At 34.3% G+C, this 19,243-nt stretch carries 23 protein-coding genes; 18 read left to right on the top strand and 5 right to left on the bottom strand.

Features of this window, described 5'->3' with window-relative positions:
* Window positions 1–84: 84 nt before the first annotated feature.
* On the bottom strand, window positions 85–1,341 hold the full coding sequence (dcm, locus tag PB01_RS20740) for a DNA (cytosine-5-)-methyltransferase (protein ID WP_151702171.1): 1,257 nt from the start codon (window positions 1,339–1,341) through the stop codon (window positions 85–87).
* Between the two features lie 147 nt (window positions 1,342–1,488).
* Here dcm and PB01_RS20735 point away from each other — a divergent pair, with 147 nt between their 5' ends.
* The 5 genes from PB01_RS20735 to PB01_RS20715 all read left to right on the top strand — a co-directional run bounded on the left by PB01_RS20735 (window position 1,489) and on the right by PB01_RS20715 (window position 5,088).
* Window positions 1,489–2,490: a phospholipase D family protein gene (locus tag PB01_RS20735; protein ID WP_151702170.1), complete on the top strand. Its 1,002-nt coding sequence runs from the start codon at window positions 1,489–1,491 to the stop codon at window positions 2,488–2,490.
* 34 nt (window positions 2,491–2,524) lie between these two features.
* Complete coding sequence (locus tag PB01_RS20730) at window positions 2,525–3,154, top strand: BglII/BstYI family type II restriction endonuclease (protein WP_151702169.1); 630 nt, start codon at window positions 2,525–2,527, stop codon at window positions 3,152–3,154.
* 37 nt (window positions 3,155–3,191) lie between these two features.
* Window positions 3,192–3,860: a hypothetical protein gene (locus PB01_RS20725; protein WP_151702168.1), complete on the top strand. Its 669-nt coding sequence runs from the start codon at window positions 3,192–3,194 to the stop codon at window positions 3,858–3,860.
* Between the two features lie 124 nt (window positions 3,861–3,984).
* Complete coding sequence (locus PB01_RS20720; RefSeq protein ID WP_404815124.1) at window positions 3,985–4,275, top strand: Ada metal-binding domain-containing protein; 291 nt, start codon at window positions 3,985–3,987, stop codon at window positions 4,273–4,275.
* A 45-nt stretch (window positions 4,276–4,320) separates the two neighbouring features.
* On the top strand, window positions 4,321–5,088 hold the full coding sequence (locus tag PB01_RS20715) for an HNH endonuclease (protein ID WP_151702167.1): 768 nt from the start codon (window positions 4,321–4,323) through the stop codon (window positions 5,086–5,088).
* Window positions 5,089–5,262: 174 nt separating this feature from the next.
* Here PB01_RS20715 and PB01_RS20710 read toward each other — a convergent pair whose 3' ends face one another.
* Window positions 5,263–6,258 (bottom strand): Abi family protein, encoded by a 996-nt coding sequence (locus PB01_RS20710; RefSeq protein ID WP_151702166.1) that lies wholly within the window; start codon window positions 6,256–6,258, stop codon window positions 5,263–5,265.
* A 258-nt stretch (window positions 6,259–6,516) separates the two neighbouring features.
* Here PB01_RS20710 and PB01_RS20705 point away from each other — a divergent pair, with 258 nt between their 5' ends.
* The 12 genes from PB01_RS20705 (at window position 6,517) to PB01_RS20645 (ending at window position 15,710) form a co-directional block, all read left to right on the top strand.
* The gene (locus tag PB01_RS20705; protein ID WP_151702165.1) at window positions 6,517–7,092 is read left to right on the top strand and encodes a recombinase family protein; all 576 of its coding nucleotides are present in this window, start codon (window positions 6,517–6,519) and stop codon (window positions 7,090–7,092) included.
* Window positions 7,093–7,733: 641 nt separating this feature from the next.
* Window positions 7,734–8,726: a replication initiation protein gene (locus PB01_RS20700; protein WP_151702164.1), complete on the top strand. Its 993-nt coding sequence runs from the start codon at window positions 7,734–7,736 to the stop codon at window positions 8,724–8,726.
* 1,610 nt (window positions 8,727–10,336) lie between these two features.
* Complete coding sequence (locus PB01_RS20690; RefSeq protein WP_151702162.1) at window positions 10,337–10,558, top strand: DUF1659 domain-containing protein; 222 nt, start codon at window positions 10,337–10,339, stop codon at window positions 10,556–10,558.
* A 36-nt stretch (window positions 10,559–10,594) separates the two neighbouring features.
* On the top strand, window positions 10,595–10,834 hold the full coding sequence (locus PB01_RS20685; RefSeq protein ID WP_151702161.1) for a DUF2922 domain-containing protein: 240 nt from the start codon (window positions 10,595–10,597) through the stop codon (window positions 10,832–10,834).
* 71 nt (window positions 10,835–10,905) lie between these two features.
* Window positions 10,906–11,142 carry a hypothetical protein gene (locus PB01_RS20680; protein ID WP_225986295.1) on the top strand — a complete coding sequence of 79 codons (237 nt, stop codon included), beginning with the start codon at window positions 10,906–10,908 and terminating at the stop codon, window positions 11,140–11,142.
* On the top strand, window positions 11,135–11,275 hold the full coding sequence (locus PB01_RS20675) for a YvrJ family protein (protein WP_151702160.1): 141 nt from the start codon (window positions 11,135–11,137) through the stop codon (window positions 11,273–11,275). The genes PB01_RS20680 and PB01_RS20675 overlap by 8 nt, the downstream gene beginning before the upstream one ends.
* Window positions 11,276–11,383: 108 nt before the next feature.
* Window positions 11,384–12,196, top strand: coding sequence for a tyrosine-type recombinase/integrase (locus tag PB01_RS20670; RefSeq protein ID WP_151702159.1), 813 nt, complete (start codon window positions 11,384–11,386; stop codon window positions 12,194–12,196).
* A gap of 4 nt (window positions 12,197–12,200) precedes the next feature.
* Complete coding sequence (locus tag PB01_RS20665) at window positions 12,201–12,641, top strand: single-stranded DNA-binding protein (RefSeq protein WP_151702158.1); 441 nt, start codon at window positions 12,201–12,203, stop codon at window positions 12,639–12,641.
* A gap of 364 nt (window positions 12,642–13,005) precedes the next feature.
* Window positions 13,006–13,569 carry an N-acetylmuramoyl-L-alanine amidase gene (locus PB01_RS20660; RefSeq protein ID WP_151702172.1) on the top strand — a complete coding sequence of 188 codons (564 nt, stop codon included), beginning with the start codon at window positions 13,006–13,008 and terminating at the stop codon, window positions 13,567–13,569.
* 104 nt (window positions 13,570–13,673) lie between these two features.
* On the top strand, window positions 13,674–14,735 hold the full coding sequence (locus PB01_RS20655) for a replication initiation factor domain-containing protein (protein WP_151702157.1): 1,062 nt from the start codon (window positions 13,674–13,676) through the stop codon (window positions 14,733–14,735).
* 43 nt (window positions 14,736–14,778) lie between these two features.
* Window positions 14,779–15,030: a hypothetical protein gene (locus PB01_RS20650; protein WP_151702156.1), complete on the top strand. Its 252-nt coding sequence runs from the start codon at window positions 14,779–14,781 to the stop codon at window positions 15,028–15,030.
* A gap of 194 nt (window positions 15,031–15,224) precedes the next feature.
* Window positions 15,225–15,710, top strand: coding sequence for a hypothetical protein (locus tag PB01_RS20645; RefSeq protein ID WP_151702155.1), 486 nt, complete (start codon window positions 15,225–15,227; stop codon window positions 15,708–15,710).
* Window positions 15,711–15,817: 107 nt separating this feature from the next.
* Here the strand turns inward: PB01_RS20645 and PB01_RS20640 are convergent, their stop codons facing one another.
* On the bottom strand, window positions 15,818–16,198 hold the full coding sequence (locus PB01_RS20640) for a hypothetical protein (protein WP_151702154.1): 381 nt from the start codon (window positions 16,196–16,198) through the stop codon (window positions 15,818–15,820).
* A 24-nt stretch (window positions 16,199–16,222) separates the two neighbouring features.
* Window positions 16,223–16,876, bottom strand: a complete 654-nt coding sequence (locus tag PB01_RS20635) for a hypothetical protein (protein ID WP_151702153.1) — start codon at window positions 16,874–16,876, stop codon at window positions 16,223–16,225.
* A gap of 234 nt (window positions 16,877–17,110) precedes the next feature.
* Here PB01_RS20635 and PB01_RS20630 point away from each other — a divergent pair, with 234 nt between their 5' ends.
* The gene (locus PB01_RS20630) at window positions 17,111–17,992 is read left to right on the top strand and encodes a coiled-coil domain-containing protein (RefSeq protein ID WP_151702152.1); all 882 of its coding nucleotides are present in this window, start codon (window positions 17,111–17,113) and stop codon (window positions 17,990–17,992) included.
* 423 nt (window positions 17,993–18,415) lie between these two features.
* Here the strand turns inward: PB01_RS20630 and PB01_RS20625 are convergent, their stop codons facing one another.
* Window positions 18,416–19,243: a DUF3800 domain-containing protein gene (locus PB01_RS20625; RefSeq protein ID WP_225986294.1), complete on the bottom strand. Its 828-nt coding sequence runs from the start codon at window positions 19,241–19,243 to the stop codon at window positions 18,416–18,418.

Below are 19,243 nucleotides of genomic sequence, written 5' to 3'. Positions count from 1 at the left end.
AACACCTACCCCCTTCTACTAACGATTTCAACCCACTTCTTAATCCCCTAAATCTATTAAAATGCATTCAAAACATATTGTACATCACATAGGAACTTTGGATTGTGTACTTTTGTTTTGTTCCTCTAATTCAATTTCTTTGATTCTATTCCCCATATCTCTTATTAAGTTTACAACAAGAGCATTTCCCATGCAGAAGTAGCGCATACGTTTCGGCATGCCTTCGGTCCAGTTGTCTTCAAATCCATTTAAACGTTCGCATTCAATTGGTGTTAAATAGCGTTTACGTCCATTTACCTCAACTATATGTGTACTTCGATTAACAGATCCTTCACTGGTTAACATCGTTCGCCCTGGTAAGTTTATATCATCTACCGGTGACATACCACCTTCCGCATAGATGTATTTATGGCCATCCGCTGAAGTTCTTTCAATTTTCTTTGAACCACGTAAGTAAGAAAACTTTTCTACTTCTGCCTCTGTTAAATAGTATTCTTCCTCTATCTCTACTTCCGGCAATAAAATTTTATTTAATGGAACCGGTTGTGGTTCCTTCGCTTCAGGTTGCATCGTTTGAAAAAATCCATCAATCATAATACCGGCTGTATGAAAGTTAAAAGAATACTCCTCAGAAATTTTCACTATGTCCGTCGGTAACTCATCCGGAATATTACGCCCCTTGAATGCTTTATCTTTCACGGGAAATATACGTGCAAAGAAACCGTCTTTAAATAGTAATTCCTCTTTTGTAAGACTCATTTGTTGTTGAGCATAGCCAAGATTCTTTTTGTAAGCAAAGATAAAAACACGTCTTCTGCGTTGAGCATTTCCGTATTCACTTGCATTAATTACACGCCACTCAACGATATAACCTAAATCGCGGAATGTTGCTAGCATAACAGCAAAATCGCGTCCTCGTTGTTTAGCTGGCGACTTGATTAAGCGGTCGACATTTTCAAGCAGTACATAATTTGGGTTACTGTTTTCAAGGATACGTTTTATCTCCCAAAACAAAACGCCTTTTTTACCATGGATACCTTGCTCACCTGATAATGAACGAGCCACAGAGTAGTCTTGGCAGGGAAATCCTCCTACCAAAAAGTTTATATTTAGCTGTTGAAAAAATGAATCTTCAACTTCACTTATATCTGTATTTGAATTACTATTTATACCTTCTTTAAAATGGCTAGCATAGCAATCAAACGCATGCTGTGCTTTTTTTGATGGTTCCCATTGATTAGCCCAAACTGTTTTAAAAAAACTTTTGTCTGCTGTTTCTAACCCTAAACGGAATCCACCTACACCAGCAAACAACTCAACTACATTTAATTGATTACTCATTAAGCGAACACCCTTTCTATGTTTAGTATTATAATCTATCATTTTCAAAAGATCAACAGTTTGAATATTTATTTTGCAATCACCGTTGGAAAAAAATTATAATAATAGTAAAGCTTGAGTTTTTTGTAGAATCGAGGGGACAGGAAAATGAAAGTTTTATCAAGTGATTTAAAACAGCAGCTTTTTAACGAATTTCCTCAAATGTTATCTTCACTCATAATCGTTAGTCCCTATATTAGCTTATGGACTATTGAGCAACTTTTAGAGAAGATACAAAAATATAACGAACCAGTTAAAATAACTGTCATTACAACCTTTGAAAGAAATAATTTTTTAAACGGAGCCAGTAGTCTAGAAGCAATTCAACTACTTGTGAAAAATGATATTCAGGTATATGCCTTAAATAATTTACATACGAAAGCTTATATTTTTAACGATAGTAAATGTATTGTTGGATCGGCCAACTTTACTCGCAATGGATTATTATTTAATCACGAATTATTAATTGTATTAGATCAAGTTCACGACAGTGAACCAATTGTAGAGTACACTCACAAACTACTGGATGATATTCAAAAGAATGGCGATTGGCTCATTACCGAAGATTTAATAAAAATTGAATTGGATGCACTTCAAGAGATTTCTCCAAGGGTGGATGTTGAACAAGTACCAACAAAGTTTATTTGGGGTGCAAACTTAGATACTCAGATTCAATCTCAAAACATAGTTTTATCAATCCCTGCTGGCGATACAATACATTTAATCGAATCTTTTCATATACATGCTCATCCGGTAAAGAAAGGCTACAATTACAAGGAAACCGATTTTATAACTTTTAGAAGAAATAAAGGCGGGATAATGACCAACGTATATAAAATTCATCAAAAATTTGAGTTGGATATGGAAGAATGGCAAGATTCCATTAATACATTACCAATTTCATCTGTTTTAAAAAAGAATTTAAGCAATTATATTTTAAATCGCTGGAAAGGTTTTGGATTTGAGCAAACTCTGACTTATAAATTTTACATCTTAGAAGAGCACACAATTTTAAATAATGAACCAAGACCAGAAATAAATAATACAGGTAATCGGTATTATGATTTAAAGCATTTAATGGACGGAAATCCATACGTTTATACATTGTAAATCACTAAATAGTTTTAGAAATGGAGTTCGTAACATGGAATATAGAATGTATTCACACCGATATGCTGCAGCAATTTTAAACACTGATCGTGAATTCGCAGATATTTGGTTAGAAGTGCAAGAGGTTATACATAGCATTACTGAAGAACAGATTATTAATTCATTTGAAGCCAAAGGATACCGCCGTGGAAAAAGTATCTCAACTACAATTAATGAATTATTAAAAGTAGGATTTATTGCCAGAGGTTGGAGAAGTGAAAGTCCAATCTTCCAAAATCCCGACTATACCGGAGATACATGGAGATTGGATTTTGCAAAAGATAACATTTCGATAGAAGTTGCTTTTAATCACGGTACTGTAATTGCTTGGAATTTGTTAAAACCCGTACTTGCTAGCGAGCTGAACCATGTTCAAAAAGCAATCCAAACAAAATTAGGCATAATCATATGTGTAACAGAGGAAATGAAGGTTGCTGGTGGGTTCGACGGAGCCATTGGTACATACGAGAAGTTTATTGAATATCTGCCACCGCTCAATAATCAACTAAGTGTTCCTTTATTAATAATAGGATTGGAGGCACCGCAAAGCTTTAGTATTACTCATGTGCCTAATCCACAAAAAGCTAATAGTAAAATGGGGATAGTTGAAAGGATTTTAATATAAATTGTAATTATTTCTAATTCATTTTGGAGGTATTATCTTGAAAAATATTACTAACTTTAATAGAGATTTAATTGCCGAACAAGTTTTAGGTCAATATTTAGATAAGTTTTACTATCCTAGACAAGATTTCACTGAATTCGAAAGAATTATTGATCAAAGTCAACAGTATCAAGGAATTGATACCACCGTTGTTACTTCAAATAATGATAAATTATTAATTGATGAAAAAGGCTTAATGAGTATTCCGAAACCTATCTCTACGTTTGCTTTAGAGTTAAGTTATCTTAATCCATCTGGTGCAAGAAATATTGGCTGGCTCTACAACGACTACAAACGTTCTACACATTATCTATTTTGTTGGATAAAACGAGAAGAAGTTCCAGTCCAAAATGTGCAATTAAAAGATATTCATTATGTAACCGCAATGTTAGTTTCAAGAACTCGTTTACAACAACATCTACTGAATACCTATGGAATAGATGCCGCTAGTACCCAAACTAAAGTCAATCAAATTCTGGCAGCTAGTAAACCAGATGATTTAGATAGACTCGAAAATTTAAGTCCAAGTTCTGATTCTCGATACCATTTTTCAAAAGACTTACCTGAACAGCCAATTAATATTGTAATGACACGAGATGAATTAATTCAATCAGGCGCTGTCGATTCATACCATTTGGTTAAAAGAAGTGGATTGTCTGTTATCTGATATCGTATGGTTCATGAAAATAATAAGAAAAGAACACTTCGCAAAAAGTTGTAATTCTGCTTTTGCGAAGTATTTAACATTAGGGGACTAATATCTCAAAAGTATTGTAGGTTAAGTAAACTAGTTGAATACGAATGGACATGACGCATTCATGAAAACGTACAAACTATTAAATTCAGTAGGAGATACATATTCGAGTGAAACTCCTGGATTGCTGGGAGGACACCGAAAACTAAAGATTTATGGTCGTTTAGATTGTTCTTCCGCACTTTCATTTATTCAAAAAGGTCATTATGTGAAATATCGTGTTTTCTTTGCAGATGAAAAAACAGCTATTTCCGCTGGCTATAGACCTTGTGCGAGATGTATGAAAGAAGCCTATCAATTGTGGAAAAGCTCTCATACTATTGTTTAAATTTTTTCGGTATAAAGATTATTATAGTGACTGGGAGAGAAAAACATGGAGTGGATGATTTCAGCTAATAGCAAAATGTATAATTTTATTAGTGCTTTTGATGAACTTAGTCACGTTGATTGGCGACAAAATGCTAACTATCAAGTCGGGGACATTATATATATCTACGCGACAAAACCATATAAACGTGTAATGTTTAAAACAGAAGTAAAACAAGTAAATCTGAGTCCTAATGAGGTAATAGACGATAAAAAATATTGGGTAAATATTGATGAATATGATAAATCACTAGAGGGGAAATACACCCGTTTAAAACTATTAGATTATGTTAATTCTGAAGCATTAACCTTAGAGCGTTTGAGAGAACAAGGATTGAAGTGGGCGCCACAAGGACCTGTGAAAATTCGTGGAGAGCAGTTGTCTCAATACCTAGCTATAAATTTCAATGACTACTACTCAGAAGGATTTTTCAATGATATCGATGAAGATGATATTTATGAAGGACATAAAAGAACGGTAACTGTAAATAAATACGAAAGAAGTTCTATCGCTAGAAAAAATTGCGTTGAAAAGTACGGCTATAATTGTGCAGTTTGTGATATGAATTTTGAAGACGCTTACGGAGACTTAGGGAAAAGCTTTATACATGTACACCATATCGTTCCACTAGAACAAATTGGACGTGAGTATAAAGTCGATTACGAGAAAGATTTAATTCCTGTTTGCCCAAACTGTCATGCCATGCTGCATAGAAAAATTGATGCTAATTATTTAAGTATTGCTGAATTAAAAAAAAAATTTAACAAAAGATAAAAAACACAAAAATAAAAACGCAGAATTCATTTATGGTTTAAAAAACCATCTCTGAATTCTGCGTTTTATAAGTAAATGTACAACAAACAATGGACTATTCACCCACGGTTTGCGAATGGTCGAACCATTCTTTCTATGTTAATAATGTTAATACAAAGCTTAGACCCTGTCAAATCATTTATAAATATCCACAAACAATTTTTGAAGATTTGTAAAAAACGTCATGACATCATTATTTAATTTTGGACAAGGCGGTTTATTATTTATACTGTCCAAAAGGTTTCTTAATGAATCAATTATCGGATCTATTGAAGATGTTGGGCTAACTCTTAAAAGTTTATACAGTTTTAATACAGCTGCAATATCCTTAAAGCGATAGGTAGGTTTAACTGCTAAGTCAATTGCCGCATCTTTTAAATGTGGTTTTAGCAAACTATTAATATAACGATTATTAATACCCTTAGAAGTAAAAGCATCTGAAGGACACGAGGCTAAATTAACTAATAGTGGGCTATTATGAGCGGCAGCATTTCTTATATAACTAGAGCTTACAATTAAACTCTTATATGTATTGACCTTTATATCTGATTGTTGAAAACGTGTAAAATAATAATCGAAAAAATATTGTAGCTCATACATTTGCATGAGTTCAATAAGTTGCCAAATAGCTATATATTTTTGATTATTAATAACTTTAGTATAAATACCGTGGCTTACACTATTTTGACTTTTCCCCCTATCTATTAATAAATCAATTGAAATTGGTCTAGAATGTTTATCATTGTACGATGTAATATAATCACTAACTATTTCATATCCATCTACCTGGTTGTTATAAGATATATCTTTTAAAATTTTAACTTTTAAAAAGTGCTCAATTTCTAATGTCATTTGTAATAGTATGTAACGTAATTCTTTATCTAATTTAGACAGAGAAATCAAATACTGAAAATCTAAATCTATGTATTTGTTTTTTTTATTTCTACTAAAGTTCTTCCTATAGCATGCAAACTTGTAATAGTAGTTACGTTCTTCTAAGTATGGAATAGCGTCGTTTTCACTAATTAATTTGAACTGTACACCATTTTCTTTAAAAACGTCCTTGATTAATTGATTAGCCGTCTTTTTGGCCTTATATGGCAACTGTATAACAGATACTATGAGATTCACCTACAATCATTTGAAGTATTATAAATTAGTATAACCACTTAGAAAGTATTATGGAACTCAATTAAAATTATCATTTCTATAAAAGTCCTATAAATAAAAGTATCATATCTATTTAACCACCGTTTTTTATACAAAATAGAAAGCACCCTCAAATCAACATTCAAGGGTGCTTTTTTTGTTTGTTTTTGTCTAATTACTCGTCTAAAATAGAAAGTGTATAAAACGTATGGATAAATAGACTAAGGAGGAATTTTATCAATGGCAAGATTAATCGGATATGCGAGAGTTAGTACCGATGAACAAAATTTAGACATGCAACAACAGGCTATTGAAAAGTATGCTGCAGAAAAAGGTTTGGATTTCATTATGTACGTCGAAAAGATTTCAACTAGGAAAACAGACAGAAAAGAACTAGAGAACGCTTTGAAGGCAGCAGCTAAAGGTGATGTGTTTGTCGTTTATAAACTAGATCGTCTAGCTCGAAGTACGAAAGAACTGTACCAATTAACTGAACAGCTTAAAGAAAAAGGAGTAGAGTTCGTCAGCATCCACGATAGCTTTGATACTACTACGCCAACTGGGAAGGCAATGTTCGGGATGCTTGCTGTATTTGCTGAATTTGAGCGTGACATTATACAACAACGTACACTAGCAGGCTTAGAAGCTGCACGTAAGCGTGGGAAGACGGGTGGAAGACCAAAAGTAGATAGTAAAACAAAACAACGTGTTATAACGTTATATCGAGCTAATGAGAGTGCAACAGATATTGCGAAAGAATACGGCATTAGTAGAGCAACCGTTTATAACATTATAAATGAGAATAGAAATACATAATAAAAACATTAGTAACTATTAGGTTTTGTTTAAATTACTAATGTGGGACCTAATAGTTACTAATGTGGTATTTTGAAAAAGAGATTAAGATATATTACTATTTTAATCTCTTTTATCAGCTAGGTTTAACTTTTTACCCCAGTCATAAGCTTGATAGTAAACTATCTCTCCACATTCCAAACATTGAACATCACATAGGCGTGGTTCCAAAGAATCCGAATTATGAACTTTAATTACGTCTTGAACACCATTACATTTTGGACAAAGCATATTTAACCCTCCAGCTTAAAGTAAGAAATACCTCACATTTTATTGGTCTTAAGTCTATAAATATATCATTTTTATTTTTGTTAGAATTTTAAATTTTGATAATCTCAAAATATATTTTTAAATTTATATATATAATATTTTTTTAAGTTATTAATTACAATTACTTATATTGTCGTGCTCAAAAACCCTTATATACCAACGTTTGCGAGGTGCTATTGAAAGAATTACCTAACGCTATTGAAAGAATTACCTAACTCTATTAAAAGAATTACCTAATATCTATTGAAAGATTGAGGTTCATATTCTTATAGTATAGTATACTTATTATAAGATGAATGTCACTTAACTTACAATAGTAGGAGGTCAAACATTTGCGTAAAAATACAAAGAAAATAATGATTTCAAATGAATCATCGATAAAGAAAAGTAACGAACTTTCAATGGCAAAGTTAAATGCGGGTTTAACATTAAATCAGGTGCAGCTTTTGGCTTTCGCAATTTACACCACGCAACAAAAAAACGTCACTACATTTCAAAGACGTGATTTCCTAAAAAGGTTTGAATTGGTCCAGTACACGACAACGGAAATCAACGATGATGTTGAAGTAATCTTCAATCTTCACTTTTCGACCTTGGATTTAGAAAAAGACAAGTTTACTTATCAGCATATTTTTCAATCGATTAGCTACGATAAAGGGACGTTTGAATTTAAATGGGCTGACAGTGTTTTACCTCATATACTGTCTTTGAAAAATAATTACGTTGTGACCGATTTGAACATCACCTCACAATTCAAAAGTAGCTTCTCCTGGGCACTTTACGAGTATTTAAAGGCTCACTATGGGTATTGGCATAAAGAGGTGTCTAAAGAAGCCCTATTGCGTTTATTTGGGGTGGATAAAAAGAAAAGTTACGTCGGAAACACAGCGTTGTTTAAAAAGTATGTGTTGGACGTAGCAATAAAGGAAATTGTCAAATTTACTGAGATAGAGGTTTCTTATAAAGAAATCAAAAAAGGCAGATCAATAACAGGCTTTGATCTTATTTGGTCCATAGGTGAATTGACTGGTAGTGCGACTAGAAAACAAATCGATGAGCTTGAAAGAATACTTACGATTATTTCGGATGATGCACTAGAATTCATGGATTTAAAAGAGGATGAAAATAGAAAACGAGCTAGCGAGCTAATTAGAGAAAGTGCGAAATTGAAAATACATACGGAAAAACCTGTATCTATCACAATAGAAAGAGCCGACTTCTTAATTAAAAAAGCTAATGAATACTTAAAAGAACTGCAGTATTTAAAAGAGAATGCAGAGGCAGATAAAGTACCATTCTACAATTGGCTTGAAGAAAGAGAATAACGAATTTCACAGAGGTTAATTATTAATTAAATGGTTAACCTTTTTATTGAGGTTAACCCCAGTAAGATAAATACTTTTGAGTTAACCAGTAAATATAAAGTCTATCAAGACGGCAGCCATCATGAAATTTTTTTCTTCATGTCGGGGCAAAAGCGCCCCGACAACAAGAAAAAACCACGATATGCCGGAGAAAAGCGCTCCAGCATATCGTTATTTCATCATGGCTGCCTATACCAATTACTCAGAAATCCCCTTCTACACAGGGCTCGCCATCATAAAATTTTTTTCTTCATGCCGGAGAAAAAGCACTCCGACAGCAAGAAAAAACCGCGACATGCCGAAGAAAAGCACTTCGACATCTCGCTATTTTGTCATGGCTCGCTATAACAAAAAAATCCTCCTAAATTTAAAATATCCACTCAAACACAGCAAGTTAAAGTTCAAAAGAAAAGGTCAAATGCCATAGTCGCAAGTCGCAGCCACCAGACTATTTTCAGCGTGAGGTGATCGCTGAAAATTGCCCCCCTCCCCCTCAGCCGCCCCCCCAAACCCCCCAGGCAAACTCCCCCACCCCCGGCAGCAAGGACGGGATTTAAGATGGGGGGTGCTCTTTGAGGGGAAGGGGGGCAAATTCAGTCAGACGCTCCGCTTCTTCTGACTGAATTTCCGTCTGGTGGCTGCGACTTGCGAAACTACTCCCATAGTAATCCTTGAAAAAAATATGCAAAAGGCCCAAAGATAAGCTGGCCATCATGCAATTTTTTTCTTCATGCCAGGGAAAGATCACCCTGACATCAAGAAAAAAACGCGACATGCCGAAGAAAAAGCACTTCGTCATCTCGCTATTGCATCATGGCCAGCTTAAACCTTCTTAGTCATAATCCCCTCAGACAATTAAAGTGAGGGGGCATCACGAAATTTTTTTCTTCGTGCCGGGGAAAAACGCCCCGACATCAAGAAAAAACCGCGACTTGCCGAAGAAAAACGTTTCGGCAAATCGCTATTTCGTCATGCCCCCTCTAAACGAAAAATAAAGACATATCAGAAACCACTACTCTCACCGTACCATTTGACAAAAAATAATGATGTGTGATGCTAATCAATCAAAGGCAAGCTAAAGCATGCCAGACAACATGCCGTCTATCACACATCAGTCCGACTAAGCTTGCAACGTATTGGAAACCTGCACCAACACGTTGCAAGCTAAGTCGGATTTTTTGTCAAATGCTACTAAAAATACTCAATATACAAAAATACTAATAACAAATAATAGTTTATAATGTGATTTTATAATAGAGTGAATACTAAGAAACGAGAAAAAGGAAAAGGAGTGAAGATAATGATTACCTTATTAGTTACTATGTGCTTAATTGGTTGGGCATCAGCCGCTATTGTGAATGAAGTGAAACAATAAAAGATAATTTAAATTAAAGATGCGGAAGATTAAAATCTATTAATCTTCCGCATCTTTTTTTATGGTTTAAAATGTAAAATAAATTACTATTTTATAGCACTTATTATTTATTAATATACACTTTTACACAACTTAGTAATACTAGATGACTATTTTTTCAGAATATTGTATACTACAAAAAAGGAGGTGATTCGACATGGCGGCGAGTTTAAATTTTAATCGTTTGGATTTAGTACTAAGTTTTGTTTTTGATGATGGAACCGGAACTGGAAAAATGCAGACTAAGCGTATTACTTTATCGAAGGTTAGAGCTGATATAACTGCTGATGAAATTCTGCAGGTTGCGACAGCTTTTGAAAGCCTATCATCTAATGAGTTTATTGGAGTAGAGAGAGTTCAGCGTGATAGTGTGCTTTAACAGCAAGGAAAATAATAAAAAGAGAGGAGGATAACGATGAGCGAGAAAACTCGGAAGGTTCTACAAATGCAGTTTAATACTGCAGAAAACAAAGATGTTTCAATTCGTTTAACAGACCCAAAGCCCGACTTGACTGCTACAACAGTACAAGCCGCAATGGAGTTATTTAATGATTTAAAAGTTTTTAATTCTATAAGTTTAATGGGACCAGCGCGCTTGAAGGGAGCTAAAACAGTAGAAACGGTTACAAGTGATTTTGGTATTACAGTAGGTTAAAGTTTTTTGCTTAGTGGAGACGGCCATCTTCACTAAGCACCACTAATTTTCTAAGAAAGGATGATATTTATTTGACGGATGAACATTTGAAAATATCAACGCTAGCTCACACTATTTATAAAAAATGTGAATGTTGTAACCGAGTCAAAGATATCTTTTTTAAAATGATGGTCAAAGACGCAAAAACAGGAAACTTACTTGTAGGTGATTTTGATCTTTGTAAAAATTGCGGGCAAAACTTTGGAGACATTTTGAACCTAGAAGTGACTACGGAAAATGTAGTGACTGATTTTAAATTTAATGAATGAGTTGATTCAATACATTGCCGATTACGGATTCGCTGTAATCATTTCGGTATATCTTTTAGTCCGGATGGAAAAGAAAATCGATACTTTATCCAAAAGTATTGATCGTTTGAGTCAAAAAAATAGTAACGATTAGAAAAGTATATTTTTTTTGAATTCCTCAAAATGAATATACGACATATTCATAGTTAAGTGCAAGGGGGGAATAAGGCTGTTATACGCCAAAAAATATTTAGATCACATTTTGCTTGAAGGAAAGACCCTTAACACAGTAACGACATACGGTTTTCATTTGAACGCATTCAATCGGTGGCTTAAATTTGAAAAACAAACTCTTGATGGTATGAAAGCAATGGACCTACTGGGATTTAAAGAGTGGATGTTGAAGAAAGGAAAATCAGAGCGCACGTTTAACGCCGTTATTTCTTGTTTACGTGGCTACTTTGACTTTTTGATTCTGCACGAAGTCGTTAAAACGAATCCAGTTAGTAATCTATTACGAATCAAGGTGAAGTCTTATAAACAGGAAAGGTTAACGGATGAACAGATTCACGAGTTTTATACGTACATCGATCAATTGAAACCAAACATACGAACAGCGTTCTATCTAATGATTGGCAGTGGTGCACGAGTCGGGGAAGTAGCTCATTTAACGAAAGAAGATATAACGATAGAAAAAGAGGGAAGGATTTTCGTAGATATTCAAGATGCAAAATGGGGAAGTGATAGAAAAATCCCTATCGTATTTGAAAAATCCGCACTCATCGTCCACGACTATCTACAAAGTGTAGATACATCGAGTTTGCCAGTTTTTCGTGTAAGCAAACGGACACTACAGACACACGCCACGACTTTCATGCAAAAGACCAATATTCCATTTTCCTGTCATGTCTTACGACACACATTCGCTACTTTATTGCTTGAGAAGTCTGTACCTATCGAGAAAATTCAATATTTACTCGGTCATAAAACACCATCTGCAACTGCTCATTACACGCAATCAGCACATATTAATGTTTTAGATTTAGCACCATCAATATGGCAAGGGGAGAGATGAGAAAATGAATAAAATAGTTCTACTCGGAAGATTGGCAGCGGATCCAGAAATAAAATATGCACCAAATGGGACGGCAGTAGCAAGGTTTACATTAGCAGTATCACGCGAAAATGACCGCGATAAAGCTGACTTTTTCTATTGCACCGCCTTCGGAAAACTGGCTCAGTCATTATCCGATTACTGTCAAAAAGGCAGACAAGTCTTGCTGGATGGTCGTGTTGAGATAAATGTAGTGCCGGATCAACAAACTAACGGCAAAAAAACTTACGTAAATGTTATCGTAAACTCCTGTGAATTTTTAGCAAAACCCCAGCAGCAAGGTGAACTGATTAACTCTTTTAATAGCCAGGAATCTAATAAACAAAACCAACAACCGACAAATAACCGTCAGCAACAATATCAACAAAACATGGATAGTTTTAAGCAAAATGGTCAACCGTATTGAGATTTTAACTAACTGATCGTCAACAAGAAAAAGCGGTACCGGAGCCCTGGCGAGGATAAGGAGCTTTTCCTTGTTGACGGTCTCATACAACTAATCAAGCTCTCGTACTCCCCAAAACATTGTTTTGGGGACACCCGCTGTAGGCGATTCTCTTTTGAACTTCATTAAAAATCGAAAGGATGATACACACGAAAGGAATTGAAATATGGTCAATTTACATTTTGAATCACTTGATCTATTAACTTTAACAACCAGCTTTCAAAAAATGTCTAGATTATTGAAGAGAAAAATTCGGTTTAAATATAAAAGGTATTTATGGGTAGAGTACCAAAAATCGAAGAAAGGAGGCGTGTGAGTGTTAGTAATGCTAGATTATGGCCACGGAGGTTCGGATCCTGGTGCGGTCTATAAAAATCGAAAAGAAGCCAATGATAACCTGATTCTCGGTCAAGCTGTTGCAAAGCTTCTACGAGCTGCAGGTATCCAAGTTGATGAAACGAGAACAACGGATAAGACAATGTCCTTAATAGAACGAAGCAATGCCGAAAAGAAGAAAAAATACGATTATTTTATTTCCTTTCATCGCAACGCTTTTCAACCAGAAAAGGCTGCAGGAGTTGAGACGTTTATTTTCTCCATGGATAACTCAAAATCGAAGGGCTTAGCAACTGCAATACAAAATTCAATAGTACAGTGTGGCTTTGTAGATCGTGGAGTTAAAACGGCGAATTACCACGTATTAGAGAAAACCAATTCCGCTGCACTTTTGTTGGAAGTTGGATTTATAGATAACACCAGCGACAATAAACTGTTTGATTCTAAATTCGATACGATAGCAAAAATGATAGCTGAAGCGATTATTTTAAATTTCGGTATAAAAACACTCGAGTATTGTATCAAGTGTGGTCAAAAAGTATTAAATAATTGATGTTTATGATACAACAACGGACAAATAAAAAAACCACACCCCCCTCTACTAATAGGGGGGTAGACTGGTAAACGTGAAAACGACTGGGGAGGTTAAAAGAGGAATTGGATAATGCTGAAAACATTGCTACGATTGAATCCACGAACAGTCAAGCGAACTTAACGGCACTAATTGACTGGCTAGAGTTCACCGTTCACGATTTAGCTGTAGATACTATCATAAATTTAATACTTAAATTAGATCCTAAAGATTTCATGGAAGTGAAAAAAGGACGTTTCGGCTATCAAAAGCAAAAACTTTGGAACGCTGGCACATTATTTCTTTTGTATAACCTGGAGTCGGGCAATGACAAAATGGGCGTACATATCATACTTACTGGTCAAGCTTGCAGGCAGTATGAAGCTAATAAATCTATAGTAAATATCATAAGTAACAGCAAAAAAACAATGGCAAGGCATAACTTTACTCGTGTGGATATTGCAATCGATGATAAAAAGGATAGTGTAATAAACTTCGATAAGTTCCTTCGCTATAGTGAGGACGGCCATGTATCTAGTTTGTGGTATAAATATTCTCTAATCATGGAACGTCGAATATCAGATACGGAAACTTTGGGTAGGACTTTATATTACGGATCTAAAAAATCCAAAATATTTATGCGAGTTTATGATAAAAAATTGGAACAAATAAAGAAAGCAAAGGCAAATCAACAGAAAAAAGAAGAACTGTTGAAGGTGCAAAACGAATGGACACGAATGGAATTAGTATTTCGCGAAGAAAGAGCCGGTATGGCAGCGGATTATATACTAATGAGCAAGGAAATCGGAATATTAATACGCGGTGTTTTGAATCAATATATTCGCTTTGTTGAACCAAATCCAAATTCAACAAATCAGCAAAAGCGGAGATGGGATACGGCGCCTTGGTGGCAAGATATCATTGAAGATGTCGAGAAAATAAAACTCTCGCAAAAGAAGGCAGATAGAAGAATTGAGGATATGAAGGATTGGGTGAAAAAACAAATATCTCCTACATTAGCAACCATTTTAGAAGCAACAGAGGGCGATATGAGTTGGCTTGTGAATGTCATAGTTGGTGGCAGCAGTCGCTTGAAAAATAAGCATAAACAAGCTATTCACCAGTACATGACAGAACGAAAAAAATGAATTCTTTAAAGTCATAATTAAAATATGAAAAGAGGGAATAGCAATGAAAATGGAACAATTAGAGTTTACTGTATTACCTACCGCACTCTTAAATGACACTGGATTTGATTATCCAATCGATAAGCTTTTAGTCATCTGTTTATTTGCCTATAACGATGAAGGTGAAGGTGAGCCTACTAAAAAAATACTAGCTGATATGACTAGTACGTGCGAAGAAGTAGTACATGATAGCTTAATCCGATTAGTTAATAACGGTATGATTGAACTTCAAGAAGGTAGTAGACTTCTAGACTAGCAATAAATCATTATAAAAAGGATCCCATCAAGATTAATGGACTTATTTTTTTGAAGGAAATTAGTAATTTTATGTTAAAGTAAATCTGAGTATTGTGAAAGCTTTCACTTAAACTAACGCAGCAGGTTAGTTCAACAAGAAATGAAACTCTTTAGGAGAATTAATGTCTAATTTAGAAAAAGGAGGGTATGTTTTTGAGAATAAAACTTTTAATTTATTCAATGGTCGTCTTTTCTACACTATGTATAACTGGTTGTTCTAACAATAGCAGTGAAATAGATAAAGAAGTGAAAGCCAGTGAAAATGAATTTCCCCCATCTATGACAGGTTCGATTAGTGTTAATGATAAAGAGTATGAAATTGTAGTTGGAAATTATAGATGGGAAAGAAAACAAGGTCTAGATACTCAAGTTGTAGAAACCGATGCCGCATCTCCATACCAAATAGCTGAAAATTTTAGTGCCATTATGGTAGAACCGAACACGAACATAAATATTGAGATTGAAGAAAATCCTAGGATATCCCTTTACCTATGGAATGAAAACGGAAGGGAAAAAGAAGTTACGTTAAAAAATAATCAATTATTAGCACCGACTAGTAAAGGTCAGTATATCTATGAGATATTAGCGGAATGGTCAAATGGTGAAGTATCCTACACTTTTGTGGTAGAAGTTTTATAAAAGACCACTATTTCTATTCTTGTTCAACTAAAGGGTGCTTTACTTCAATAAAGATAGTAAATTATTGCATCAAAAAACGCTCATTCGTGAGCGTTTTTACTTGTCATTTATAATGTATTTTCTAGTACCCCGGTAAGTGCTATGAGAAGATTATTTTTTAAATGAAATACATCTTGAGGCGTTATGCTTCCAAAATCCGTGCTTTCCTCGTTGTATATGTTGCGTACAAATAGCAGTTTCCCTGCTAATTGACACGAAATATTGTCTTCGGTTTTCACTTCGAATACGGGGTTATTTTTCTTTTCAAATCCCCTATCGTCCACGAGTATAGCGATATCATCATTATAGTCAATTACATCCAAGCCTTCAGCATTTAATAATTCAACTAGCTTCTCGTATTGTTCATCCAAATTGTTATATTCAATTTCATGAACATCAGCCTCTATTTTAAAAGTTTTAGTATTGAAATTAATCGCATACACGTTCATTGGTAGTAGCCCCTTTGAATGCATTTAGTATTTTTTCAAGAAATCTATTATCGCTATTTCAATAATCTGCGAGACTTTGATGTTATTGTCGTCCGCATATTCTTTTATATTTCCGGATAACTCTTTGCTCATGAAATATGTTTTGTTTGCTCGATCCCTACCACTCAACTTTTTAATTTCCTCGAAGATGCTCACTTTCTCCGTTGTTGCTGCAACTTCACTGTGTTGGCCAATTGAACGAACAGCTTCCAGGTCCTCCATTGTTAAATCCAGAACTTCTAAAATGGCATTCTGCATTTGCTCTTTGTTGCTAAAATCAATTACATTAGCTCCCACATTAGTTTCTGTTAGTGCTTGAATTTCAACTTTTTTTTGTGGTTTTTGAGCCTCTAATACAACAACTTTTGGTGCTACTGATTCATTTGTTAGCTTTGCTATTTTCGCTTGTTTATGAAGTTCCTTTGCCAGTGGCAATAGGTTTTCAATTGTTATATTTGTATTTGCACCATCTTCAGCAACATATTTCTGTTTTTCGCGTGTGTATCCTGCTGCCTTGAATAAAAAAGGTAAAACATCTTTATGAATTTTAGAAAGTGCATACAAATCTTTTTGCGTTCCTCCACTGTTCATTTCATCAACCAATTCTTTAATAGTCATTTCAAATGAAAACTTCACCATCACACACCGCCCTTTATATTAATTTAAAACATTAGTAACTATTCATTAGTGCTAGTTTACATTAAACTACATTAGTTTTCATTAACATTAGTAACTATTAGGTCCCACATTAGTAATTCAACTATTGCTTGAAATGTCGGAAAATTTATATTATAATAAGGTTAACAAACATTAACTAGGTTAACCATTTGATATAACTACATTTATAAGTTAACTGGAAAGGAGAAAATAAAAATGGCGGACAAAACATTTGGCGTAAAAGTTAGTGAAGAAATGTACGAAAAAGCAAAATTAGTTATTGATGAGAGTGGGGTTTCAGCGAAGGACTGGTTCGAGAAAGCTATAGCTCTGTATGAAACGAACTCTATTAAACTAGGGTCCACTGATTATACGCAAGATTTAACAGAGCTCGAAAGTCACACAACGCGCATTTATGAACTAATCGTAAATATGATGAAGCGATCGGTTTACCTAAAAGAAGATGCAGTAAAGGAAATTGCTACTAAACTAGAAAGTAAAGAAGCAATTATTACAGACTTCCAACAAAAGAATGCTGCTTTAAAAGAGCAAGTAATACAGAAACATGAGGAAACGGTTGCTCTTCAAGAACAATTAAAACAACTAAACGAAAGTTTTGAAACGAATCAAACGATGCTTGAAAATAACCAGGCTCTAATTATCGAATACAAAGAAAAGAATGATGTGTTAAATGGATTGGTTGCGCAATACAAAGGATATGGTGATGAAAACGAAGCGTTAAAAGTTGAACTAAGCGAGGTTCAATCTACATTAACCGTAAGAGCTGTTACCGCAGAACAACAAGCAAATGAATTTGCTAAAAATTTAGAGGACGCAATAGCAGATGCACAAAAAGCACAGACTCAATATAAAGAAAACCTTCAAATGTCGATTGAAAAGAAAGATATAGAACGCGAGAAAGCATTGCTGGATCTCGAACGTCAGCAGCAAGAGAAACTTGCGAAACAAAACGTTACTCACAACGAAGAAATTCGTTCACTCTACGATGAAGTTGCAGAGCTACGTAAAGTGAATGAGCAAAATCGTGAAAAACATCAGGCTGAGATCGATGCATTAAAGAAGCAAAAAGATAAATAAAAATAAAAGCCGACTTCCTCTAAACTGAGGTAAGCCGGCTTTTATTGGTACATTAAGTTACATTAGTTTGCATTCGCATTATGTTTTATTCATTTGTATTAGTGATGTTTCATGTTAATTAAAAGATAATGGAGTGAAGAAAAAATTCCAAGAACACATAAAAAAACCCTGGTATCTTTAAGATACCAGGGTTTAGGTTATGACGACCGGAAAACCAATCCTCAATTTATTTACATTTTACACTAAGCAATCGGCATACCAATTCCTACGTATTTTCTATAATAACTCTAATTGAATATCTAAGTCAAGAAAATAAAGAGGGGATTGTGACAATCGGAAAACCAATTCTCCCCCTCCGACTAGGTATACCTAATAGTAGTATTATGAATATGACAGCTTTTTTATACATGTCAAATTTAATTACTATGAAGGAGTGTCACTCCATACCTTTTTCTTTTTCAAAACTGGAACCATTTTAAATCCCCAATTTCTAATATCTGTTGGATCAGATGATGGAGAGAATATCTTACTCTTAATTACACTAAATATTTTATTGTCTCTTGGATATCTAAAACATTTAGGAGCTAACTCAATTTTCCCTTGTCTTACTCGATGAATAGGATTACACACCATATCAGCAATTTCTAAACCATATTGATATTTTCCCGTTCCTTTTTCAGCAACTATAAATCCTGCAATTTTATCCTTATACTTTTCACAATCGACATGAATAGTTCCATTACTATACACATCAAAAAACGCCTTTTGCACAGTTAAATTTTTTTTGTCATCTCTTGCTTCAATAACTATGCGTGCTGATTCAGCATCTACTTTTTCAATAAACAAATAAAACGCTTCAAGAATATGTGTAAAAGCAATTATATAAGGGTTTTTAGAAGGACTAAAGTAACTATTAAGTTTACCTTTATCTATTGTCACCGAAATAATTTGAAATTCCAAGGAACCTAAAACCTCTGGCATACTTTTAATGAATAGAGCCCTTTCGTCAGCAGTAAATCCTTCAAATTCTTTTTTACCTCGCGAAATATCATTTAAATGAATTGTTAAATTTTTATCATTAAAACATGATAATTTATATAAATCCAATCGTTTCTTCAACTCTGACGACCTCTCATCATCAGAAACTGAATATTTATATTCAAAAATAACCCCAGTCATACCAAACGTACCTTGATCATCTACACTACCAGTTTCATCTATAAACAAGACATACTTCTTTTTATCTCTCAC

The organism is Psychrobacillus glaciei (assembly GCF_008973485.1).
Classification (GTDB): domain Bacteria; phylum Bacillota; class Bacilli; order Bacillales_A; family Planococcaceae; genus Psychrobacillus; species Psychrobacillus glaciei.
The sequence above is the reverse complement of the archived record's forward strand: the minus strand, read 5'-3'. Positions and strand labels throughout refer to the sequence as shown.

Excerpts from the sequence above, each read along its gene's own strand:
- PB01_RS20675 (WP_151702160.1), top strand. The coding sequence starts at position 11,135 with ATGAATGAGTTGATTCAATACATTGCCGATTACGGATTCGCTGTAATC.
- PB01_RS20690 (WP_151702162.1), top strand. The coding sequence starts at position 10,337 with ATGGCGGCGAGTTTAAATTTTAATCGTTTGGATTTAGTACTAAGTTTT.
- PB01_RS20660 (WP_151702172.1), top strand. The coding sequence starts at position 13,006 with ATGCTAGATTATGGCCACGGAGGTTCGGATCCTGGTGCGGTCTATAAA.
- PB01_RS20640 (WP_151702154.1), bottom strand. The coding sequence starts at position 16,198 with ATGAACGTGTATGCGATTAATTTCAATACTAAAACTTTTAAAATAGAG.
- dcm (WP_151702171.1), bottom strand. The coding sequence starts at position 1,341 with ATGAGTAATCAATTAAATGTAGTTGAGTTGTTTGCTGGTGTAGGTGGA.
- PB01_RS20715 (WP_151702167.1), top strand. The coding sequence starts at position 4,321 with ATGGAGTGGATGATTTCAGCTAATAGCAAAATGTATAATTTTATTAGT.
- PB01_RS20735 (WP_151702170.1), top strand. The coding sequence starts at position 1,489 with ATGAAAGTTTTATCAAGTGATTTAAAACAGCAGCTTTTTAACGAATTT.
- PB01_RS20730 (WP_151702169.1), top strand. The coding sequence starts at position 2,525 with ATGGAATATAGAATGTATTCACACCGATATGCTGCAGCAATTTTAAAC.
- PB01_RS20705 (WP_151702165.1), top strand. The coding sequence starts at position 6,517 with ATGGCAAGATTAATCGGATATGCGAGAGTTAGTACCGATGAACAAAAT.
- PB01_RS20685 (WP_151702161.1), top strand. The coding sequence starts at position 10,595 with ATGAGCGAGAAAACTCGGAAGGTTCTACAAATGCAGTTTAATACTGCA.
- PB01_RS20665 (WP_151702158.1), top strand. The coding sequence starts at position 12,201 with ATGAATAAAATAGTTCTACTCGGAAGATTGGCAGCGGATCCAGAAATA.
- PB01_RS20635 (WP_151702153.1), bottom strand. The coding sequence starts at position 16,876 with ATGGTGAAGTTTTCATTTGAAATGACTATTAAAGAATTGGTTGATGAA.
- PB01_RS20630 (WP_151702152.1), top strand. The coding sequence starts at position 17,111 with ATGGCGGACAAAACATTTGGCGTAAAAGTTAGTGAAGAAATGTACGAA.
- PB01_RS20650 (WP_151702156.1), top strand. The coding sequence starts at position 14,779 with ATGAAAATGGAACAATTAGAGTTTACTGTATTACCTACCGCACTCTTA.